Origin of the sequence: Haloarcula halophila (assembly GCF_029278565.1) — an archaeon.
In the GTDB taxonomy this organism is placed as follows: Archaea; Halobacteriota; Halobacteria; order Halobacteriales; family Haloarculaceae; genus Haloarcula; species Haloarcula halophila.
The window spans coordinates 1-18,335 of sequence record NZ_CP119561.1; the positions used below are offsets into that span (position 1 = coordinate 1).

At 55.7% G+C, this 18,335-nt stretch carries 19 protein-coding genes and 4 pseudogenes; 9 read left to right on the plus strand and 14 right to left on the minus strand.

Annotated features, from left to right (window positions below; translation table 11 throughout):
* Window positions 1-458: 458 nt before the first annotated feature.
* From P0204_RS18390 to P0204_RS18400, 4 genes are all read right to left on the minus strand, one after another.
* The gene (locus P0204_RS18390; RefSeq protein WP_276224275.1) at window positions 459-788 is read right to left on the minus strand and encodes a hypothetical protein; all 330 of its coding nucleotides are present in this window, start codon (window positions 786-788) and stop codon (window positions 459-461) included.
* A 68-nt stretch (window positions 789-856) separates the two neighbouring features.
* A complete protein-coding gene (locus P0204_RS18395; RefSeq protein ID WP_276224276.1) occupies window positions 857-1,171 on the minus strand; it encodes a hypothetical protein in 315 nt (104 codons plus the stop codon).
* An 82-nt stretch (window positions 1,172-1,253) separates the two neighbouring features.
* Window positions 1,254-1,667 (minus strand): AAA family ATPase, encoded by a 414-nt coding sequence (locus tag P0204_RS21190; protein ID WP_419181160.1) that lies wholly within the window; start codon window positions 1,665-1,667, stop codon window positions 1,254-1,256.
* Window positions 1,668-1,779: 112 nt separating this feature from the next.
* Window positions 1,780-2,361, minus strand: coding sequence for a hypothetical protein (locus P0204_RS18400; RefSeq protein WP_276224198.1), 582 nt, complete (start codon window positions 2,359-2,361; stop codon window positions 1,780-1,782).
* Window positions 2,362-2,523: 162 nt separating this feature from the next.
* On the opposite strand from P0204_RS18400, the gene P0204_RS18405 reads away from it, so the two are divergent.
* The 6 genes and pseudogenes from P0204_RS18405 to P0204_RS18430 all read left to right on the plus strand — a co-directional run.
* The gene (locus P0204_RS18405; protein WP_276224199.1) at window positions 2,524-3,330 is read left to right on the plus strand and encodes a recombinase family protein; all 807 of its coding nucleotides are present in this window, start codon (window positions 2,524-2,526) and stop codon (window positions 3,328-3,330) included.
* A gap of 78 nt (window positions 3,331-3,408) precedes the next feature.
* The gene (locus P0204_RS18410) at window positions 3,409-3,993 is read left to right on the plus strand and encodes a DUF7437 domain-containing protein (protein WP_276224200.1); all 585 of its coding nucleotides are present in this window, start codon (window positions 3,409-3,411) and stop codon (window positions 3,991-3,993) included.
* Between the two features lie 9 nt (window positions 3,994-4,002).
* Window positions 4,003-4,302, plus strand: a pseudogene (locus tag P0204_RS18415) (PIN domain-containing protein); the annotation flags it as partial.
* 507 nt (window positions 4,303-4,809) lie between these two features.
* On the plus strand, window positions 4,810-5,331 hold the full coding sequence (locus P0204_RS18420) for an AAA family ATPase (protein WP_276224277.1): 522 nt from the start codon (window positions 4,810-4,812) through the stop codon (window positions 5,329-5,331).
* Between the two features lie 85 nt (window positions 5,332-5,416).
* Window positions 5,417-6,013: an orc1/cdc6 family replication initiation protein gene (locus P0204_RS18425; protein ID WP_276224279.1), complete on the plus strand. Its 597-nt coding sequence runs from the start codon at window positions 5,417-5,419 to the stop codon at window positions 6,011-6,013.
* Window positions 6,014-6,038: 25 nt separating this feature from the next.
* Window positions 6,039-6,254: pseudogene (locus P0204_RS18430) on the plus strand (DUF7983 family protein); the annotation flags it as partial.
* A gap of 73 nt (window positions 6,255-6,327) precedes the next feature.
* Here P0204_RS18430 and P0204_RS18435 read toward each other — a convergent pair.
* A complete protein-coding gene (locus P0204_RS18435) occupies window positions 6,328-6,996 on the minus strand; it encodes a DUF7509 family protein (RefSeq protein WP_276224204.1) in 669 nt (222 codons plus the stop codon).
* 112 nt (window positions 6,997-7,108) lie between these two features.
* Between P0204_RS18435 and P0204_RS18440 the strand changes: the two genes are divergently transcribed.
* Complete coding sequence (locus P0204_RS18440; protein ID WP_276224206.1) at window positions 7,109-7,501, plus strand: winged helix-turn-helix domain-containing protein; 393 nt, start codon at window positions 7,109-7,111, stop codon at window positions 7,499-7,501.
* 32 nt (window positions 7,502-7,533) lie between these two features.
* Here P0204_RS18440 and P0204_RS18445 read toward each other — a convergent pair.
* The 9 genes and pseudogenes from P0204_RS18445 to P0204_RS18480 all read right to left on the minus strand — a co-directional run bounded on the left by P0204_RS18445 (window position 7,534) and on the right by P0204_RS18480 (window position 15,968).
* A pseudogene (locus P0204_RS18445) lies at window positions 7,534-8,528 on the minus strand (transposase).
* Window positions 8,529-8,777: 249 nt separating this feature from the next.
* Entirely contained in the window at window positions 8,778-9,311 is a 534-nt protein-coding gene (locus P0204_RS18450) for a hypothetical protein (protein ID WP_276224281.1), read from the minus strand.
* A complete protein-coding gene (locus tag P0204_RS18455; protein WP_276224283.1) occupies window positions 9,308-10,297 on the minus strand; it encodes a carbohydrate ABC transporter permease in 990 nt (329 codons plus the stop codon). The genes P0204_RS18450 and P0204_RS18455 overlap by 4 nt, the downstream gene beginning before the upstream one ends.
* Window positions 10,298-10,385: 88 nt before the next feature.
* Window positions 10,386-11,207: pseudogene (locus tag P0204_RS21010) on the minus strand (carbohydrate ABC transporter permease); the annotation flags it as partial.
* A gap of 1 nt (window position 11,208) precedes the next feature.
* Window positions 11,209-12,600: an extracellular solute-binding protein gene (locus P0204_RS18465; protein WP_419181162.1), complete on the minus strand. Its 1,392-nt coding sequence runs from the start codon at window positions 12,598-12,600 to the stop codon at window positions 11,209-11,211.
* Window positions 12,601-12,648: 48 nt separating this feature from the next.
* The gene (locus P0204_RS18470) at window positions 12,649-13,791 is read right to left on the minus strand and encodes an ABC transporter ATP-binding protein (protein WP_276224216.1); all 1,143 of its coding nucleotides are present in this window, start codon (window positions 13,789-13,791) and stop codon (window positions 12,649-12,651) included.
* 50 nt (window positions 13,792-13,841) lie between these two features.
* Window positions 13,842-14,072, minus strand: a complete 231-nt coding sequence (locus P0204_RS21195; RefSeq protein ID WP_419181161.1) for a GH32 C-terminal domain-containing protein — start codon at window positions 14,070-14,072, stop codon at window positions 13,842-13,844.
* On the minus strand, window positions 14,057-15,526 hold the full coding sequence (locus P0204_RS18475) for a glycoside hydrolase family 32 protein (RefSeq protein ID WP_276224287.1): 1,470 nt from the start codon (window positions 15,524-15,526) through the stop codon (window positions 14,057-14,059). Before P0204_RS18475 ends, P0204_RS21195 begins: the two co-directional genes overlap by 16 nt.
* 121 nt (window positions 15,527-15,647) lie before the next feature.
* Complete coding sequence (locus P0204_RS18480; RefSeq protein WP_276224289.1) at window positions 15,648-15,968, minus strand: hypothetical protein; 321 nt, start codon at window positions 15,966-15,968, stop codon at window positions 15,648-15,650.
* Between the two features lie 142 nt (window positions 15,969-16,110).
* On the opposite strand from P0204_RS18480, the gene P0204_RS18485 reads away from it, so the two are divergent.
* Both P0204_RS18485 and P0204_RS18490 read left to right on the plus strand, forming a co-directional pair.
* Window positions 16,111-16,698, plus strand: a complete 588-nt coding sequence (locus tag P0204_RS18485; protein ID WP_276224291.1) for a TrmB family transcriptional regulator — start codon at window positions 16,111-16,113, stop codon at window positions 16,696-16,698.
* Window positions 16,699-16,721: 23 nt separating this feature from the next.
* Window positions 16,722-18,326, plus strand: coding sequence for a TrmB family transcriptional regulator sugar-binding domain-containing protein (locus P0204_RS18490; protein ID WP_276224465.1), 1,605 nt, complete (start codon window positions 16,722-16,724; stop codon window positions 18,324-18,326).
* The last annotated feature ends 9 nt before the right edge of the window (window positions 18,327-18,335 follow it).

An 18,335-nucleotide genomic window follows, 5' to 3' on the forward strand; every position in this document is an offset into this window, starting at 1 on the left:
GGAGGTCCCTCAAATTCGAACCCACGGGACGACTTTCGCCGTATCTGGACGGGTAGCCGCCCTGCAAGTAGTTCTTCCGTATAGAATAAGAGTGTTTGACTGTAGCGAGGGTATGCAACTTTGCCTTCGACAATTAAGTCTGGTTGTTCTGGTAAGATAGCATCTGCTATCGGTTTTTGAATAGGTGGACAAAGCTGCAACCTCATTTACCATCTTCTCATATTGTTCGGTAGTAACTTTTTCTGGGGTGACAGAAACCAAGTTATTGTAGTTACCCACCCAAGCCCCGGGGCGGAACTCTTCACTTCCAACAATGCGGGGAGAATTGTTTGACGAGTTGACTGCCAGCTCAACAGCATCAACGTAGGTTTTAAAATTGCCCCACTGAGCTTTATTCAAATCAAGATCTTCTTGGGTATAGCGTCCTCTCGTAGCTACTTCTTTGTAGGCGTTTGAGTTCACGTGAACCCACTTGATGCTTGCATATCCCGCAACTGCGCAGCGACACGCTCTAGTCCCAGTGCACTAGCTGCTCGTACTGTACAATCGAAGTTCTCTGTTACCTCACCCTCCGTTCCGATTGTTTCAGCCTGTCGGAGCTCCGGCATGACAATCTCAAATTGCGGAACAATATAGGAAATAACTGCTTGTTCAACAGTCTCGCCGCTCACCTCATCAGGAAACATAAGTGCATATACCACAAGGAACTTTACCGCATCAATGACCATTGCTTGGCCAATTTCAAGGAGGTCGTTATTGGCCGCAATAAAACAAAATTCAATCAACACATCAATAAAATCGCGTTCACCTTTGTAGTGGTCAAGATCTTCAAAGAGAGACTCAAACTGTTCCTCAATCAGTTCCTCGCTGCATAGCTTGGCTCGATAGGGTAGGCGTCCCTTCCAAACGGGCCCTGCTCAGTTTGTGCCTCGGCCGAAAGTGGGAAAGTCTCAAAGATAGTTCGGGAGTATGAAAGACTCTCAATAACGCTCTCTTTGATAATCTCGTTCTTGAGAGATTCATAGTCAGGTACTGCTGGAATATCTATTTCTTCTTCGTCATTTGACTTAGATGAACTGGTCTTCAGGAGGGTTCCGACCTCTACAAAAGCAAATCGTCGTCTAAATGCATAGCCGAGTTCAAATAGCTGGGCTCGGTCGTAAGTGTTCATTGTCGCGAGAATACGGAAGGAGTGCGGGAGATAGGTTGATTCATCTCCATATTGGAGCCTTTCGGTATCACGATAATCCGGGTCAAGCAGGGTGAATACTTCTCCGAAGGACTGATCTGTTCGCCCGATTCAATTCGTCGATAATCAACCAGGCCGGCCGTCCATCCGAGCGGAGGCCCTGCTGGCACAATTTAGCGGTTTCTGCGAGTGGTCCCGCCTGTGTCGTGAAGCCACCGTCACTATCAGGTGTGTATCCCCCGATAAGGTCATACCGGGTAAGTTCCGCGTGAGCAGTTATGAGGTCAAAGGAATTCCCACCACAAACCCATCGTGAGAGTAGCCGTGCAGCCCGGGTTTTTCCGGTTCCAGGCGGACCTTGGAAAACCACGTTTTTCCCCGATACAAGATGTGCTAATGATTCCCGGTAAATCTCGGGCCGCTCTTGATCGACGAGACTGGCGAATGCTTTCGAAAAAATCGTCTCCTCAGTAGACATCAAACCGATAACCTCCCAGACATTTGCTTGAATAAAGCCGTTGCAAAGATGTTACATGTTTCTGTTTATGAAGAGCCATAGTTTCGTTTGTTAAGATATTATCTATTACCATTTATTTAAATTTGACAATTCCACTCGCGCTATCTCCGGCCCGTTGGTCAAATGCAATATTAAACGGGTCTAACCTCTCTGGAGAGTTATTATACACCATCCGAGTATGAAACCTTCCTTGTGAGTCACGGACGAAATACAATATGGGAACATGATCTGCAGTCATATTCTCGTGTTCATCATCAAAAAGTTCGTCAGCACTAGGTATAAACCCATGTTCTGTTTCCCAAAGCGGATAATCGGTTGAATTGCCAGGTAATTGCCACTCGTTTCGACCGTTATTGTAGTCGATTTCGATTTCGGCCTTGGTTTCCTCGTACTGTTGGACAGGCGCCAATTGGACGCGGATCGTTCCATCCGGACCACCATCCCACTCGTTGTGATTGAAAAATTCGGCAATGTCTTCGGGATCACCTGGTAAGTAGATTCTTGCGTGAGCACCGCCGCCGCCAGGATTCCCCCAATATCCGAGTTTGGCTTTGAGATCAGTCTCCGTTAGCCGCCGCCAGTACATTGCCTCAGCCGAGCAGACAGTCACAAATGAAGTTCTATTTTGACGTAATAAAAGATATTTTAAGCTCATTATCATTTTCGACGGAGAAGAGGAAATGATAGTAGAAGGATATCGGGTTTGGTTATCTTCCGATGAGATACGCTCAATCTGCTCATTTACAAGAAGGAAGTCCTTCCTACGGTGCCGTTAGAAGTCTGATAACTTATATACTCGACCGACACCGCAGAAAGTATGCCCAAAATCGGCATCTATGCCCGTGTCTCGACAACAGACCAAGACCCGCAACGACAGCTCGACGAACTCCGGGAGTTTGCCGAAGACAGGTATGATGAGCCAGAAATTCACGCCTACGCGGATCTCATCAGCGGGACCGAAACTGACCGCGGTGAAGAGTACCAGCGACTCCGAGCAGATATCAAAAACGGGGCCCTGGACATCGTCGTTGTCCACGAACTCTCACGTCTTTCTCGACTCGGTGGCGGCGAAATCCACGAGTTCCTGGAGTTCTGTCTCAGTCACGAAACTAGCGTTCAGGATATGGAAGTCGGGCTGGAAATTAGCCTTGAGGATGACCTCGTCGACAGAGCAGTGAGTCAGCTTATCGCCGGTGTGATGGGTGACCTCGCCCGGGTTGAGCACAAACAGAAGCTCCGCCGGATTCAATCAGGTATTGACGCTGCAAAAGAGGCCGGGCGATGGACTGGCCGGCCGCCAGCCGGGTTTGATGTCGAAGACGGCTATCTCCAGGTCAACGCCGACCAGTTCCTTACTATTCGTCGCGCGCTCGAACGCGTTGAGCAAGGCTATACCTATGCTGAAGCAGCTGATGGAACGCCTGTTGCTGAATCAACGTTGAGGGCCCTCGAAGACGACCGTCGCGACCTCTATTTCTACGCTGAAGCTGAAGATGAGCGGCTCCAAGCTGCCGCTCAAGAGCTTGAACCACTTGGGAAACCGGATATTCCCGATGACACAGACCTCCCGGAGCAGGACATCAGGACTATCGTTCGCGATGAAATCCACCGACACCAGCAATAGGTCTCATTCAAGGGGTTTCGTACTCTCTGCTCAATGTCGCCCCGACAGTTATTACTCAATATATGAATTATGAATCGTATGTCGAAAGCTGCGGGCGATCCGGAACGGGCTATAAATGGTCTCATGTCGATCGCACAGCTGCTGGAAGAACCACGGCTGGCCCGTCTCTACACGTTCGTCCTTCGCGATGGAGAGGCCACTATCGACGATATCGTTGCGACGCTGGATATGCCTCGGACGACGGCGTATTCGGATATGGGGACACTCGTCGACCTCGGTGTAGTCACCCGAGACGAGACTCAGAAGACGCACACGTATTCTGCAGTCCCGATTACGCTTACTGCGGATCTCGACGGTGACGAATACACTGTCACTCCAACCCTTATCGAGGCTGTTGGCCGCTCACCGCAGGACCAGGATCTCGATCTTCTCTTGGAAAAATATGGGCTTGGGAAGCTTGCTGCTGCCCTCATGTATGCAATCCCGTATGTCGGTGGTGGGATGTCTGAGCGGGTCGCTGCCCGCGAGCTCGATCTCCAATACGCCTTCGCGGTTGCCGTGTTGCATGCACTCCGAGATGTCGTTCAGGATATGGAATCCGCTGACCCCTACTTCGACGATATCCGAAACGCCCGTGATCAGGAACCGTCAGCGGAGGATTGATCGACAGACATGAGTGAGTTATTCGACCCTTTTGACGAGTCTGTGGCGTGGGTCGCAGACACGGGATTCTTCGTTGCTTGTGGCCGACAGCGGAATAACAAATATACGGCGCTCGAACGCTTCGCGGACCGGAACGAACTCACGTTTGTGATTCCACAGTGTGTCTACGAAGAACTTGGCGGAGCCCCGGATTGCAGCACACCGGGGCAGACACCTATCAACAGCGCACGGGACGCTGGCTGGGTCAGAGTAGCTGATGAACCTGAGTATACGAACAGCACTGACTCTCGAGTGATGGATTATGTAAGGTAGAGTCGGAGTCCACTGGCAAACCTCGGGGCTTGATCCCGAGGCGGTTGACTAGCGGTTCTGGAACTGACTGCAGTGATCGAGTTCTCTCGAATACATAAGGAATAGATGACAAAGGCGAAGAGACACACACCAGATTTTGAGTAAGGATTCTATGAGGTGTGTGGCAAAGGAGTGTTCAATTGAATTTAGAGGGGATTTCTTACTCCAAACTATGTGTGTTTCTTTAGTCTAGTTATCCTAGTAAGTAGTAGTGTAGTAGAAGCAGATACAACAAATCAACTGGACGAACTCAACTGCTCCTAATCCGCGTCTCACCCTTCCCGACTTTCTTACTCCAAACTAGGTGTGTGTCTGTCCTCTCCTTACTCCAAACTAGGTGTGTGTAGACCCGGTTTGGTGTAAGGAGAAAACCCTCAATATTAGACTTTCAAACGCTATGAAGGAGTTATTACTCATAACTTGGTACCAAATATTTATTTCACTGGCTGTCGTCTGGCCTTAATAATGGATAGCAACGAGGGGTCAGAGACGGTTCACAGTGTCTTTGAGAGTGTTGATGAGGGGGGTTGTGGGATCTTCGAGCAACGGGAAATTCTTCAAATCGACTATGTCCCCAGTGAGAAGCGAATAGTCGGTCGCGATGAGCAGATCGAGAAGGTTGCTGGTGAAATCGGACCAATCGTCGTTGGGCAGCCGCCAAATTCTATCATCATCTACGGAAAAACGGGCTGTGGAAAGTCACTCGTCGCAAAGCACGTTTCCAAAATCGCTCAAGAAGAAGCCGAGAACCGAGATGTGAGACTTGCTACGGGGTATGTTAATTGCCAGCAGGCGAAGGGAAATTCCGACGCTCTGAGCAAGTACGGTCGTGAGATTAACCCACCAGAAAGTGGCATTAAGTTCCCAGCACGGGGGATTTCGGAGAACGAGTATTTTGAGCGGGTCTGGTCGGTCCTGAACGAGTTTTACGACGCCGCCATCATCGTTCTGATGAAGTTGATAAGCTCAATAACGACGACTTGTTGATGGCACTTTCCCGAGCAGGGGAGGATGTGTTGATGTTCCGATTGGGGTGATTGCGGTGTCGAACAAAATCAATTACCGGGACAATATGAGTGAACGCACAAAGAGCTCGTTCGGACACAACGAGTTCATCTTTGAACCCTATGATGCAGCTCAAATCCGAGAAATCCTTCAGAATCGGACTGATGCCTTTGCTAAGGGAGTTCTCGATGACGGGGTGATTCCTCGTGCTGCCGCACTGAGTGCAAAGGAACACGGTGACGCACGAAAGGCAATGCGCCTTCTCCGGTACGCTGGTGACCAAGCGAACAAAGAGAATGCCGACCGGGTGAAAGAATCTCACCTCTCTGACGCTCGGGCTTCAGCGGAAGTTGATCGACTGCTTGAACTCATTTCGGGGCTCCCGCCCCACAGCAAGCACGTCCTGGTAGCGCTCGCGAACCTCACTAAAAACCAACCGGACCGGGAATGGTTCCGGACGATGCGAATACGCGAGACGTATCTTGATGTTTGCGATCAGATCGGGACCGACCCGCTATCAGCTGAGCGGACGCGGCAACTACTCAACGAACTTTGCTTCTTAGAGATTGCCGGGAGTCGACGAGGTACCGGGGAGGGGAAGGGGCATTACAGTCAGTACACTCTCCTTTGGGACGCAGATGTTGTCCTCACTCTCGACAGCTGACGCTATCTGTTTCTGTGCTTGAACCCTCCAAGAGCAGCGGATCTACGATATCGACGAGCGGGCGTACGTCAGGAAAGCCGACATCAACGAGGACGTGAAAGAGACGCGATTGCAGGGATTAAAAGACCGACTCGCGGCCACTGAAAGCGAGGAGGCGGATGTCCTCCGCAGCGAAATCGAGGACCTGGAAGACCGAATCGACGAACTCACGAGCTTTCGAACAGGTTCCGAGGTACAATAGCTGAGTATCGTTGTCGGGTGACTCTCGCAGCAGATCCGGCGAAGAGGTCTTCCTGGGATGACCACGAGTCCGATCAGTCTAGACGGGTGAGCGAGCCATAGAGTTCTTCGTTTTGAATGTGAGTACAGAACTGTGCGCAGAGCCGACAGCAGTCCGCGGCATCGGTGAAGGTCCGGACACTGGCGTCCCAGCGCGCGTGGACGGCGCCAAGCATCGCACTTCGAACCGATGGTTCGGTCGCGACCATAACCCGTCGCGCACGCGCGGGCGGCGTTGCATCGGCTGCCGGTCCCTGCATTCCAACTGTCGACAGAATATCCTCGAGGACGCTCCCGATCTCGATCCCGACACCGAGGTTGTCGCCGACCTGTGGAGCGATGAAGATCGTTGCATTACTCGCTTGCGCAAAGGCGATACTCTGTGTGGCGGCATCCATCTCGTCGAGCGGAATCCCGACGTCGATTGCGAGAAAAGCATTAAATCCGCGGTCGCGGAGGCAGTCCCGCGTCTCCTGCAGGAGCCGCAACACCTCGTCTTCGGCGTACTCGCCGCTGGTCTTGTCCCACGTCGCAAACGACGGGGCATCGGTTTCGACATCGGCGTCCGCCGGCAACAGTGCGTCGACGTCGAATGTCCGGTACGGTCCCATCAGATAGACGAGAAACTGTTCCCGCCGGACTGGAGCGAGCGCATCTGAATCACCAGCGGCACGGGGGAGATTGTCGATAATCCGTTGCCGCATTCGGCTCGTCGGTTCGGAACGGTAGCATATAAATATCGGTGTTTTCAGGAATATTCTAGTCGAGAACGACTAAGTACGTGGCGTCCCAACGTAGGACCCGAGGCACCCGCAAATGTCCGAAACCGATCGCCATCCAATAGAGGGGGTTCGTCAGCCGGACCCGCCGCTTCCCGAGGATAGCGGGCTGACGCTTGAGGAGTATCTCGCTATGCAACAGGCGATCGGCCACCCGACGCGGTTCCGGATCCTCCGCACGCTCGTCGCCAACGACGAACTGAGTGCTGCCGACCTCAAGACTGCGGTCGATGTTGAATCCCACAATTTCCACTACCATCTCGACGAACTCGTCGATGTCGGGCTCGTCGACAAGCGCCAGCGACGGACCGCTGACAGCCAGGGTTTTTATACATACTATCGGCCGACGGCAATGGGCCGCGGTATTCTTGAGCACGGTGTCGAAGAGCTGATAAGCCGTGAACGGGAGTTTAATGACGCTTATTCGTAGGCTGTCGTAGGGGGGGTGGGATAAAATCACCCTCATAGCGCTAAGTTCGGACTGCTCGGATCACCTCCTCGTTCGTAATTCGTGATCGCTACGACAAGCCGAAGACACACCGATAAGAACACGTGTGCCTTCGCCATGGCGCGGTCTCGGGCGGGAACGCGCCCGAGACCGCCCTCCTTGCAGACGTTGATCGTGTTCTCGACCTGTGACCTGTCAGCGTAGGTCTCGTTGAGCTGTGTCTGCGACACACCGATGTCGTCGAAGTGGTTCGTGACGCGGTCTTCAACCCGGTACTCGATATCGAGGGGATCGTCCGTGTTCCGGTGATTGTACGGAGCCACTGGCACGACCTGCTCCTCCAGCAGCAGGTCGTGCCAGTTCAAGATGTCGAACGCTGAAGCACCGATCATCCACAGCGGTTTCTCGACGGCGAGCGCGTCACGCGTGACGCGCATCGCCGTCTCCTCATCAACCTGCTCGCCGTCTGTGAACGCTGCAGCAACCGGGACATTGTTCGCAGTCGTGACCAGTGTACAGCCGTAGCCAAAGTAGTTCTCATCGGTTGTTGGATCGTAGTTCCACGCCCCGTCGGAGTCATCTCGGGGTGTCGCCCGTACTTCCGTCGAGTCGATCCGGAACGTCGGGGAGAGCAGGCCGCGCCGGGCGGCCTGCTCGACCAGATGATTAAAAATCGCCTCAGCAGTCATGCTAAAGTCGCTTCTGAAGCGTTTGATCGGGTCACGCGACGGGGCATGTGGAAAGCCACACTGCCGCCAGACGGTTTCGTCTTGGAGGGCACGATAGACCGCTCGTTGACCGTAGATATCGTTGTGGAAGCAGTACAGATGGGTCAGAAACAGTCCATACGGGTCGAAATCCGGTGTTCGCCCCCGAGCCGCGGGGGCGAACCCTCGAATTGCTCAAGGAACGACGAATCAAGATGCTCACCTAACAGTGTGATCTCCGTCTCCAAGAGATTGAAGACGTTCTCAACCGTATCTACTGGTGGCAGGGCTTGTGTCGACATTCTATTCCGCTAGCCCTGCCGTCTAACCCTGAGAACGTTTCTATCCCACCCCCTTGGATAGTCAAAAGTGATAGCGGCTGCTAATACTCGTCAATAGGTCGACCCATGCTCGTCGAAATCGAGTACGACTTTTATGAGAGTACTTTCTAAAAGACCTCTGCAGCGATGGAGCGCGCAGAACACAATTGCTGTGATCAAGAGTATTTCAGAAGTGGCTCGGAGAATAGCAAGACAGCAGACTGTCCACTGTCAAGTATCTGCAGGCTCTCTGACCGGTGTTGTTGATGGCGACTGCCTGGACTGTCCCGCTACCGCCTCCACAACCGTAATTTGAAGCGCGAACGTGGAACCAGCGAACAGTAGGACGAACGCAACAGTTAACAGCGCAAGCAATGCGAAGAGCACAATCGAAAGTATGCCAGTAGTCAGTGCGGGAGTGGGATGGCGAACCAGCCAGCCAAGACCGAATCGAAGCGCTTCGATGGGGCTATCGCCATGGGCTAACCGGACGAACGTCGGCACCAACGCCAACGCGACGTATAACGCCGTATACCCCGTGAGGAGGGCGGCCCCCTCGCCAACCAGCGATCCCTCTCGCAAAGCTGTGACACCGTAGGTGACCGCGACGGCACCGAAGGCGACGGGGACGCCACTGAACAGCAATGCAGCAACGCCGTTCATTCGCAGCGTGTGACAGACGCGTGATCGATCAATCCGATTGCGATCACTCCGGAGGTCCAGAATCGCCGCGTAGGCCCCAAGTGTGGCTGGGCCGATCGTCACGAGCGGTAGCGACACAAAAAACCAGACAACACTGATGACCACAAGAGACAGGCTATTCCGGTAGACGAACCCAGGAACGCTCGCCACCGCACGTCGGAACGACTCCTGATCTCCAGCCATAAGCTATCCCGTCCCTGCCTGCATCTGCACGCAGAGATGAGCTTGTCCTGGAACAGTAGGAACACGATGAACAGCGGCAGCGAGATGAGCGCCAGGTTCGCCATCAAGCGGTTAGATTCCTGAGCGTAGACGCTCTGCAGTGTGGTCGCGCCCACGGGCAGGGTGTACGCCGCCTCGTTCTGCAGAACGATCAGCGGCCAGAGATACTGGTTCCAGCTCCAGACGAACACGAACAGCGCCAGGGCCGTGATCACCGGCAGCGACAGCGGAAGGATGATTTGGGCGTAGATGCGGAACGTCGAGAAGCCGTCCAGGCGAGCTGACTCCTCAAGATCCTCGGGGATGTCCCGGAAGAACTGCACTAGCAGGAACACCCCGAGTGGCCCGGCGACGAACGGAAAAACAAGGGCCTGGTAGCTGTTGACCCACCCTAGGCGATTGATCAGCGTGAATAGCGGGATAACGTTGATCTGGGGCGGAACCATGAATGACGCGATGATGATCCCCAGAATGGCCTTGCGTCCCGGCCACTCTAGGCGCGTCAGCGAGAACGCCACCATGGAGTCGACCACGACGATGAGAGCGGTCGTGGTGCTGGCGATGATGAACGTGTTGAGGATCCAGCGTCCGAGCAGGTCGCTCGTGGTGATCGTCTCGATCCAGAACGCGAGCGTCACCCGGGTGGGGACCCACTGGAAGCCGAACAGTTGTGTCGAGGGGGTCACTGACAGCGCGAACATCCGGAGCAGAGGGATGAACCACAGCAGCGCCAGGCCGTACAGGACCACGTAGACGCCGACCTCGTAGAGGGTCTGAACGTCCACCCGGACGTCGATCAGGTCTTTGGCCGTGTCGGCAAACGACATCAGCCCTCCACCCCTGGCCGACGAGGTAGTAGTTGATGATTGAGACCCCAACGAGGATAATCAGGATGACGTAGCCGACGGCGGCGCCGTACCCAAGGTCGAACGTCTGGAAGCCCAGCTGGTAGAGGTAGTACACCAGGGTATTGGTCGAACCGTTCGGACCGCCTGTCGTCATCGTCTGGACTTGGCCGAACACCCGGAACTGGAAGACGGTTCCCGCGATCAGCACGAACATGATGGAGTTGCGCATCTGTGGGAGAGTGACGTCCTTGAACTGCCGGAGAGGACCAGCACCGTCGAGTTGGGCGGCCTCATAGAGGCGCTCGGAGACGCCCTGTCTGCCCGCCAGCAGGATTGCGAAATAGAAGCCGGCCTGCCACCAGACGGTCACCAGGGCCAGTGCGGGCATCGCGAACGCTTCCTGGCCGAGGACGTTGCCCACGAGCCAGCCGACGTGATGGGTGAAAGCGCCGTTTGCCGAGTACAGCTGCAGCCAGAGGAACCCGACGATAGAGACGGTCATGACGTACGGGACAAAGTAGAAGAACTTCAGCACCTTCGTACCCTTCACGCCGCGGTTGATCCCCAGCGCCATCGCGAGGCTGACGAGCAACAGCAACGGGACCGTCAGCACGACGAACCAGGTGGTGTTCTTGAGCGCCTGCCAGAACATCGGGTCCTGAAGCAGAGTCGCGTAGTTCTGGAGGCCGACGAACTCCGACTGCGCCGGGTTCAGAAGGTTCCACTCGAAGAAGCTCATGTACAGTCCTTTCAATAAGGGGTACACGAGGAACACCGCGAAGATGGCGAGGTACGGCAGCGCGAAGGCGTACGCCTCGAGTGTCTCCCGGTCGATCCACTGTCGGAGGTCGGCCGCGAACGCCGGTCCGGTATCCGATTCCACCGACATGCTAGCTCATCCTGTCGCTGATGGCGTTGGCCGACTGGGTGAGCGCCTCCTGGGGTTCCATGTTCTGAGCGTAGATCGACGACAGTGACTTCCCGATCTCGGGTGCGTACAGGTCGATCGTCGCCCGTGGCTGGTAGGTGAGCTGACCATTGCTCGCCATCTCTTGGAGCGTCTTGACAATCTCGTACTTCTGGTAGATCGGGTGGCTGGTCACCGTGTCCGAGGTCGCCACCTCTGGCGTCGAGGGGAGGTGGGTCGCCTTCGTCGCCCAGATTGGGTTGTTCTGGGTGACGTACTCGACGAACTTCACCCGCGCCTCCTTCTCGGCCTCGGTATGGTCCGGGTTCGATGGGAAAAAGAAGCCATTGCTCTCACAGAACGTACTCTTGGTGTCGCCGCCGAAACCCCAGGGCTGGTGGTAGGTAAACTCCAGACCGTCGATAAACTCGTTTTGCTCGTTCTGGAAGTTATTGGCTGTCCAGTTGCCGATGAACCCCATCCCTGCCTGGTCGTTCTTGAACTCGTTGACGCGGATGTTCGAGTCCGAAATGTCGTCTGCGTTGTCCCAGTTGCGCTGGCCGGTCACTAAGTCGTAGAATTCAGCGGCGGCTATCCCTGCGTCGCTCTCATGGAACACTGGCTGGCCGAGGTCGCCGTCCTCGCCCTCGAACATTTTGCCACCCTGCTGGCGAAGCAGCGAGTAGTAGACCCGGAAACCGGCGAAACTGTTGTTCGCAGTCTGGAGGAAGAACGGCCGCTTGTCGGTGTTCTCTTGGATGGCGTTGGCTGCACTGACGAACTCGTCGTGGGTCGTCGGCTGCATGGGGGCGCCGGCCTCCTCAAGGACCGTGTCGTTGGTCGCAAGCATCATCGCGTGGATATCCATCGGCAGGGCAACGACGTTGCCACCGGCCGTCGCAGCGGGTTCGACGAGGTCGTAGTACGGGTTCAGCCCGTCCGACAGGTAGTCGTCGATGGGGTCCAGGATGCCCTTCGCTTCGTAGTACGACGAGAACGACATCCAGTAGGTGAACACGTGCGGCGTGTTCCCTGAGGCCGCAGCCGAGACGACCTTTGTTGGGACGTCGCCGAACGGCACCGCCTGCGTGTTGACCGTGATGTTGGGATTCCGTTCCTCAAACTCGTTTTTCAGCTTCTTCATCTCGGAATCCTCGGTGCCGCCGAAGTAGTCCCAGAATTCGATTTCGACCTGCTGGTCGGTTGTGCTCCCCGTGGTCGTGCCACTGCCGCCGTCGCTACCATCACTGCCACTGCCTCCATCGCCGCCGTTGCCGTCACCGGTACAGCCCGCGAGTCCGGCCGCAAGTGGTCGTAAGGACAGCGCGACGCGAGATGCGATCAGTGTTCGATTCGGTCGTACGGTTGGTATTATCTGACATTGGTCGTGAGTCGCTGGTGTATTTTTGTATGGTGCTGTTCGTCAGGATTTGATTGCTGACGCCTCCTCTGACCCCGTGACGCCGGTTTCATCCTCGGTGAGAAGGTTCTCGTCGGTCATGTCGTCGAAAACGTGGACGTGTTCCTCAGGAAGCGTGAACGCGACTTCCTCTCCCGATCTGAAGTTGGTACTCCCGTCGACGCGGACCGTCCATTCCGTGTCGCCGGACGAGAGATAGAGGTAGTTGTCGCTCCCTTCGTGTTCAAGGACATCGAGTGTCGCAGTGACATCGTCTTCGCCAGTGCCGACTGCAACGTGTTCGGGACGGATCCCGAGCACGAGGGAGTCGCCCGTCGAACGCCGGCGGATACGGGTTGCTATCTCATCCGAAACAGTATAGCTGAACGCGTCAGCAACCAGTCGGTCATTATTTAGTGTGACGCCGAAGAAGTTCATCGACGGCGAGCCGATGAAATCAGCGACGAACCGGTTGGCCGGTTCTGCATACACTTCGCGGGGTGTGCCGACCTGCTGGATTTCGCCGTCGTTGAGGACGACGATCCGGTCGGACATCGTCATCGCCTCGGTCTGGTCGTGAGTGACGTACACCGAGGTCGTCTCCAGGTCTTCCTGAATACGCTGGAGTTCGGTCCGCATGTGGAGCCTGAGCTTCGCATCGAGGTTCGACAGCGGTTCGTCGAACAGGAACACTTCAGGCTGGCGGACGATGGCACGTCCCGTGGCGACGCGTTGCTGCTGGCCGCCCGAGAGGTTGTTAGGCTTCTTTTCTAGCAGATCCTCAATTCCCATCATCTCCGCAGTCTCTTCAACTCGCTGTTCGATTGCTCCCTTCGAGAGGTCCGTCGTGAGCTTCAGTCCGTAGGACATGTTCTTCCGGACGGACATGTGAGGGTACAGCGCGTAGTTCTGGAACACCATCGCCACGCCGCGATCCTGTGGTGCGACGTTGTTCACCACCTGTTCGCCGATGCGGATCTCGCCGTCCGTGATGTCCTCCAGGCCGGCGATCATCCGGAGCAACGTCGACTTCCCTGAGCCGGATGGGCCGACGATCGTGAGAAACTCGCCGTCGTTGACGGTAAGGGTTACATCATCGACGGCCCGGATGATCCCAGAGTCGTCGTCGTACTCCTTTCGTACATTTTCGATCATTATCCTACTCATCACCAGCCACTGTGGACCCCTTCGTATTAATTTTTTCCCCACAGCTGTGATTAATCCTTTATACTGGTAGAGGGTCGCATCGTTCCCATCTCCCACACATCGAGTGATTGAACGGTTACTGGCCGGTTTTCGGCGTAGAGATCGATTTCGACTGCGTCTTCTCGCGTGGGATAGATCCGCGAGGTGAGACATTGTGCATCGGCGGTGAACAGTTCTAAGACCGACCGGTCTAGAAAACATCGCAGTTCGAACTTACCGTCTTCTGTCAACCGAATCGGCATCGAATGGTTTTGGTCGGCCGGTGCATCATCCAGACTCGAAGCCGATCGGTCAACCCAGCTTCGCGGTACTGTGGCCGCACGCGGATGACTGTCCGCTCTTGATCGTCTGGGGACGCCCGCAGGACGAACCCAAATTCGCCTGTCCGTTCCGCATTGACCGTTGCCCGGATTTCTAGGGTATCTCCCGAGACTCCGGGTAGGTGTCCGCTCTCGTCGGGATGAATCGTCACATCCTCGAACGACTGATGAGAACGACGTAGATCAGTCACCTCGCTCGGGACATCGACCTGCAGGCGTCCCGCTTCTGTAGAGAGAACGCGCGGGAGCGACATCGCGCCGGACCACCCGGCGTTCCACTGAGCTGTCGAGTCTCGATCCTCCTTAAGCCAACCGAACGTAATCGTTCGTCCGTCGTCGTCAGTGAACGACTGCGGTGCATAAAAGACACCGTGATCGAGGATGCCACGCTCTCGTGGTTCCAGCCGATCCGACTCTGTGTTGTACGGGCCGAGGAAGTACCAGACGTTTGAATAGTCCGAGACGTGGAGGACCGTATCGTCGCCAAATCTCAGGAGTTCCGGACACTCCCACATCGGTCCTGTCTCGCGCCAATCGCCAGTCAGCACTGGATGACAGTACTCCCATTCATGCAGGTCCGGGGACCGATAGAGCAGCGCCGCTCCGCCCTCGTCAGCGATCCCGCTCCCGATGAGCTGGTACCAGTCACCGTCAGCACGCCAGACGCAGTGGTCCCGAAACTCGGCGTTCCAGTCAATGCTAGTCAGGATATCTATATGAGCCGGTGGCTCCTCTATTACCGGATTCGTGGGTTCTTTTCTCCAGGATCGAAGCGTGTTGTCTTCGGCCCGGGCCAGGCACGGGAGCTGGTCGCACCCGTCGCCGCCAGTGTACATCACGCGGGGGATGCCGTCATCGTCGACGAAGCACCCCGACCAACAACCGTCGGAGTCGGGCCCGTCAGGGTCCGGTTCGAGAGCGATCGGTTCGTCTTGCCAGTGAACCAAATCGTCGCTGACGGCGTGTCCCCAGTGGATCGTATCGTGGAACGGCCCGGCCGGGTTGTACTGGTAGAACAGATGATACCGCCCGTTCCACTGGACCACACCATTCGGATCGTTGAGCCAATTCGCCGGCGGCGTGAAGTGGTAGGCTGGCCGGTGTTTTGCATCGTCGACCGTATCACGAAGCGCGGAAAACTCCTGGCGACCTTTCGGCCGACCAATGGGCGACGGCTCAGTCTCGCCTCCAGCGAGATACGACACGGCGTTCGAGAGTAACTTCTGTTGTACGCTGCTCTCTCGCTCGAAATTCAGACCGTGGCCGATCCCGAGGACGCGACCATCTCCGACTCCCCATCGGAGAATAGACTTCTGGGCGTATTTATCGGTGCCGTCGGCCTGGCGAGCCGCAAGCACGTCTGCATCGTGTGGCATCAGAGACTCGTAGTAAGTGGCGACGCCACTTGATACAGGCGTCTCCCCCGGTCGGAGGGCGTCTATTTCGTCGAAGAGTGGATGGCTGGTGTACGCGCGACGGAGGAGGTACCCGTCGTTGTCAGCTCTCAGCGTGCTGGGTGACATCTGGATCATACGTTTCGATCCCCAGTATACTGGCACCCTCTAGTGCACCATGCGTGAGGAGAAGTCCGCCGCCGTCTTCGAGAAACGGGCGAATCTGCTCGGCGATAGACGTGAGCGCCTCGCGGCTCGTCTCGTCGAGAGATGTCGTCCGGTGCCACCAAAACACGTCGGTATCGTTGATTTTTGTTGCGGTCAGATCGTCGAGCGTGCAGTGAGTGCCGCCGTGTTTGCCGTACGCACGCAACTGAGCCCGTGTCGGTTCAGAGACGGTCAGACACAGGATATCCCGTTCCATTCTGGTAGCTCCAGCGGGAACATTGTTGGTGCTATTCATATTAACCACAGGAGTGATGAAATTGTATAAATCTATGTGTCCCGGACGCATAGGGAGCGACAGGAAAGTAAATGGCTTACCGTGGTAGACTGAGGTCTAGACAATGAGAGGAGAGGACGATGCAAAGATAGCGATGCTCCACGAGACGCTTAGAGATCACGTCGGGCTCTCCAAGTACGAAGCTGAAGTGTATCTCGCGCTCGTCCGCGGCGGGACACAGACGATGAACGATCTCGCCGAGATGAGTGATGTGCCCAAACAACGCGTGTACGACACGGTCAGCTCGCTCCGTGACGATGGCTTTGTCGAAGTCATCGACGACTATCCGCGGAAAGCGTATGCGGTCAACCCAAGCGAAGCGCTTGGACAGGTGCGTGAAGAAATCGAACGTGCCGAAGACGAACTGGAAAAGTTCCATGAGAGCGTCGAAACCGTCGAGAGCGGAGTTGCGTTGTTCAAAAGCGAGTCGACGATTCAGAAGTACGTCACCGACCTGATTTCGACTGCCGAGCGAGATGTTCTCCTGCTCGTTCCCTACGACCGCCTCGACGAGATCACTGACCTCCTGGCCGAGTGTGAAGACTTGCGACTCCGTCTGATCATCTCAGACCTTTCACCCTGGAAACGAGCGAAGACTCGGTCGCTATCGACCGTACGCTTCCGGACACCGTTGACGATGTCCGTGGCGTAACCTCGACTGAGGACTTCGTACTGATTGCGGACCGAGATCATGCACTCTACTGGGCACGTCGTGGTTTCCGGGGGCAGAGTGAGGACGACCAAGCCTACTACGTCTCGAATCCACGGTTGGTGTTCGTCCTCGATCGGTTTGTTTCTGAATCCGTGTGGCCCTACGCTCGGTCCATCGCCGGTCAGGAGCGTTCTGCATCGCTGCCCAGCGAATACCTTCGGATCCGTGATTGTCTGGAAGACATCGACGAACTCGCCGACCGCCGACCGATAGATGATATCGAAGTCAAATTCGAGGGTTACGATACGGAAAGCGGTGAAGCCGTCGAACGGGCTGGGACGCTCACCAGTTATTATTTTACCGAATACGACATCAGGGCATCTCTCACACTTTCGCTACACCTTGACGCCGATACTGTTCAACCGACACTCGCCAGTGTCGGGGGTATCGGGGCTCGTAAAGTGGACTACGCGGCTGAACGAATCGTCATCAGGGAGTACGATGGCCATGACAGCAACGACCCAACCAACGAGACAGCACGCTATCTTAAACAATGTCGTTCGGAGCTCCCCACAGAATTAGGCGACGCCTCCATCGCAATCGGGTTCGATGCGTTCGTGGACCGCATGCGCGAATTTATTGAACCCTCCGGTGACCGCTACAATCACATCTCGCAGTTCGAGCGGTTCCGAGAGTCGCTCGTAAAGTACGAGGCCAGCGAGAGTTCGCCACGTGCCCTCTGGAGAGAAACTGAAACCGAACCGGGCGGCCACGCCTCTCACCTCGGCAACGTGTTCAACGGTCTGGGGTACGATTTGACGCTCGTCGGTCGGTTCGGGAGTCCGATCCACCCGGAGTTCGAATCGGCGTTCAATGATCAGACGATAATCAGCGTCGGACCGACGACCTCAACGGACTATGTCCGGTTCAAAAACAGGAATTTCCTGCTGACGGAACCGAACACCGATCCGCTAAACTGGTCGACTCTCACGGAACAGAGCGATCGCTCGAAACTGGTCGACAGTTTCGATGAGACTGCAGCCGTCGCTCTCGGTACATGGTGGGCGACACCCGATCTTCCCGATATTCTCGAAGGGATGGCTGAAGAACTTTGGCCCCAACTCGAATCGCCACCCTCGTTCGTTCATCTATCAACTGGCCAAGTTTCAGAGCTCTCGAGTGAAACAATCGAATGGGGGTGTGATGCCCTTAAGAAGCTTGATGAACATGTATCCGTCGTCGTTACTGCGAATCGCGATCAGACTCGACAACTCTGCGACACACTTGTTCCCGACTCCGGAACGAAATCGTCCGTGCAGCGGCTCCGAAAGCAACTCGGCGTTTCACAATTCGTCATGCATTCACTAAAAGGCGCGACGCTTGCCAGTGCTGACGGAGTACTGACTGTCAGTACTCCGCAGATCCCGAGTCCGCGTCGCGTCCGCAACGTCGACGATCACTTCAAGAGTGGTTACGTGCTCGGTCTCGCTGAAGGCCTATCAGCCGGAGCGTCACTCGTACTCGGAAACGCTATCGCCGGGTACTTTGTCCGATACGACAGAACCCCGGACGAGGAGGAACTCCGGTCGTATCTCGCAGACTACCACGCCCACTACGAAGAATCGTGAAACACACTT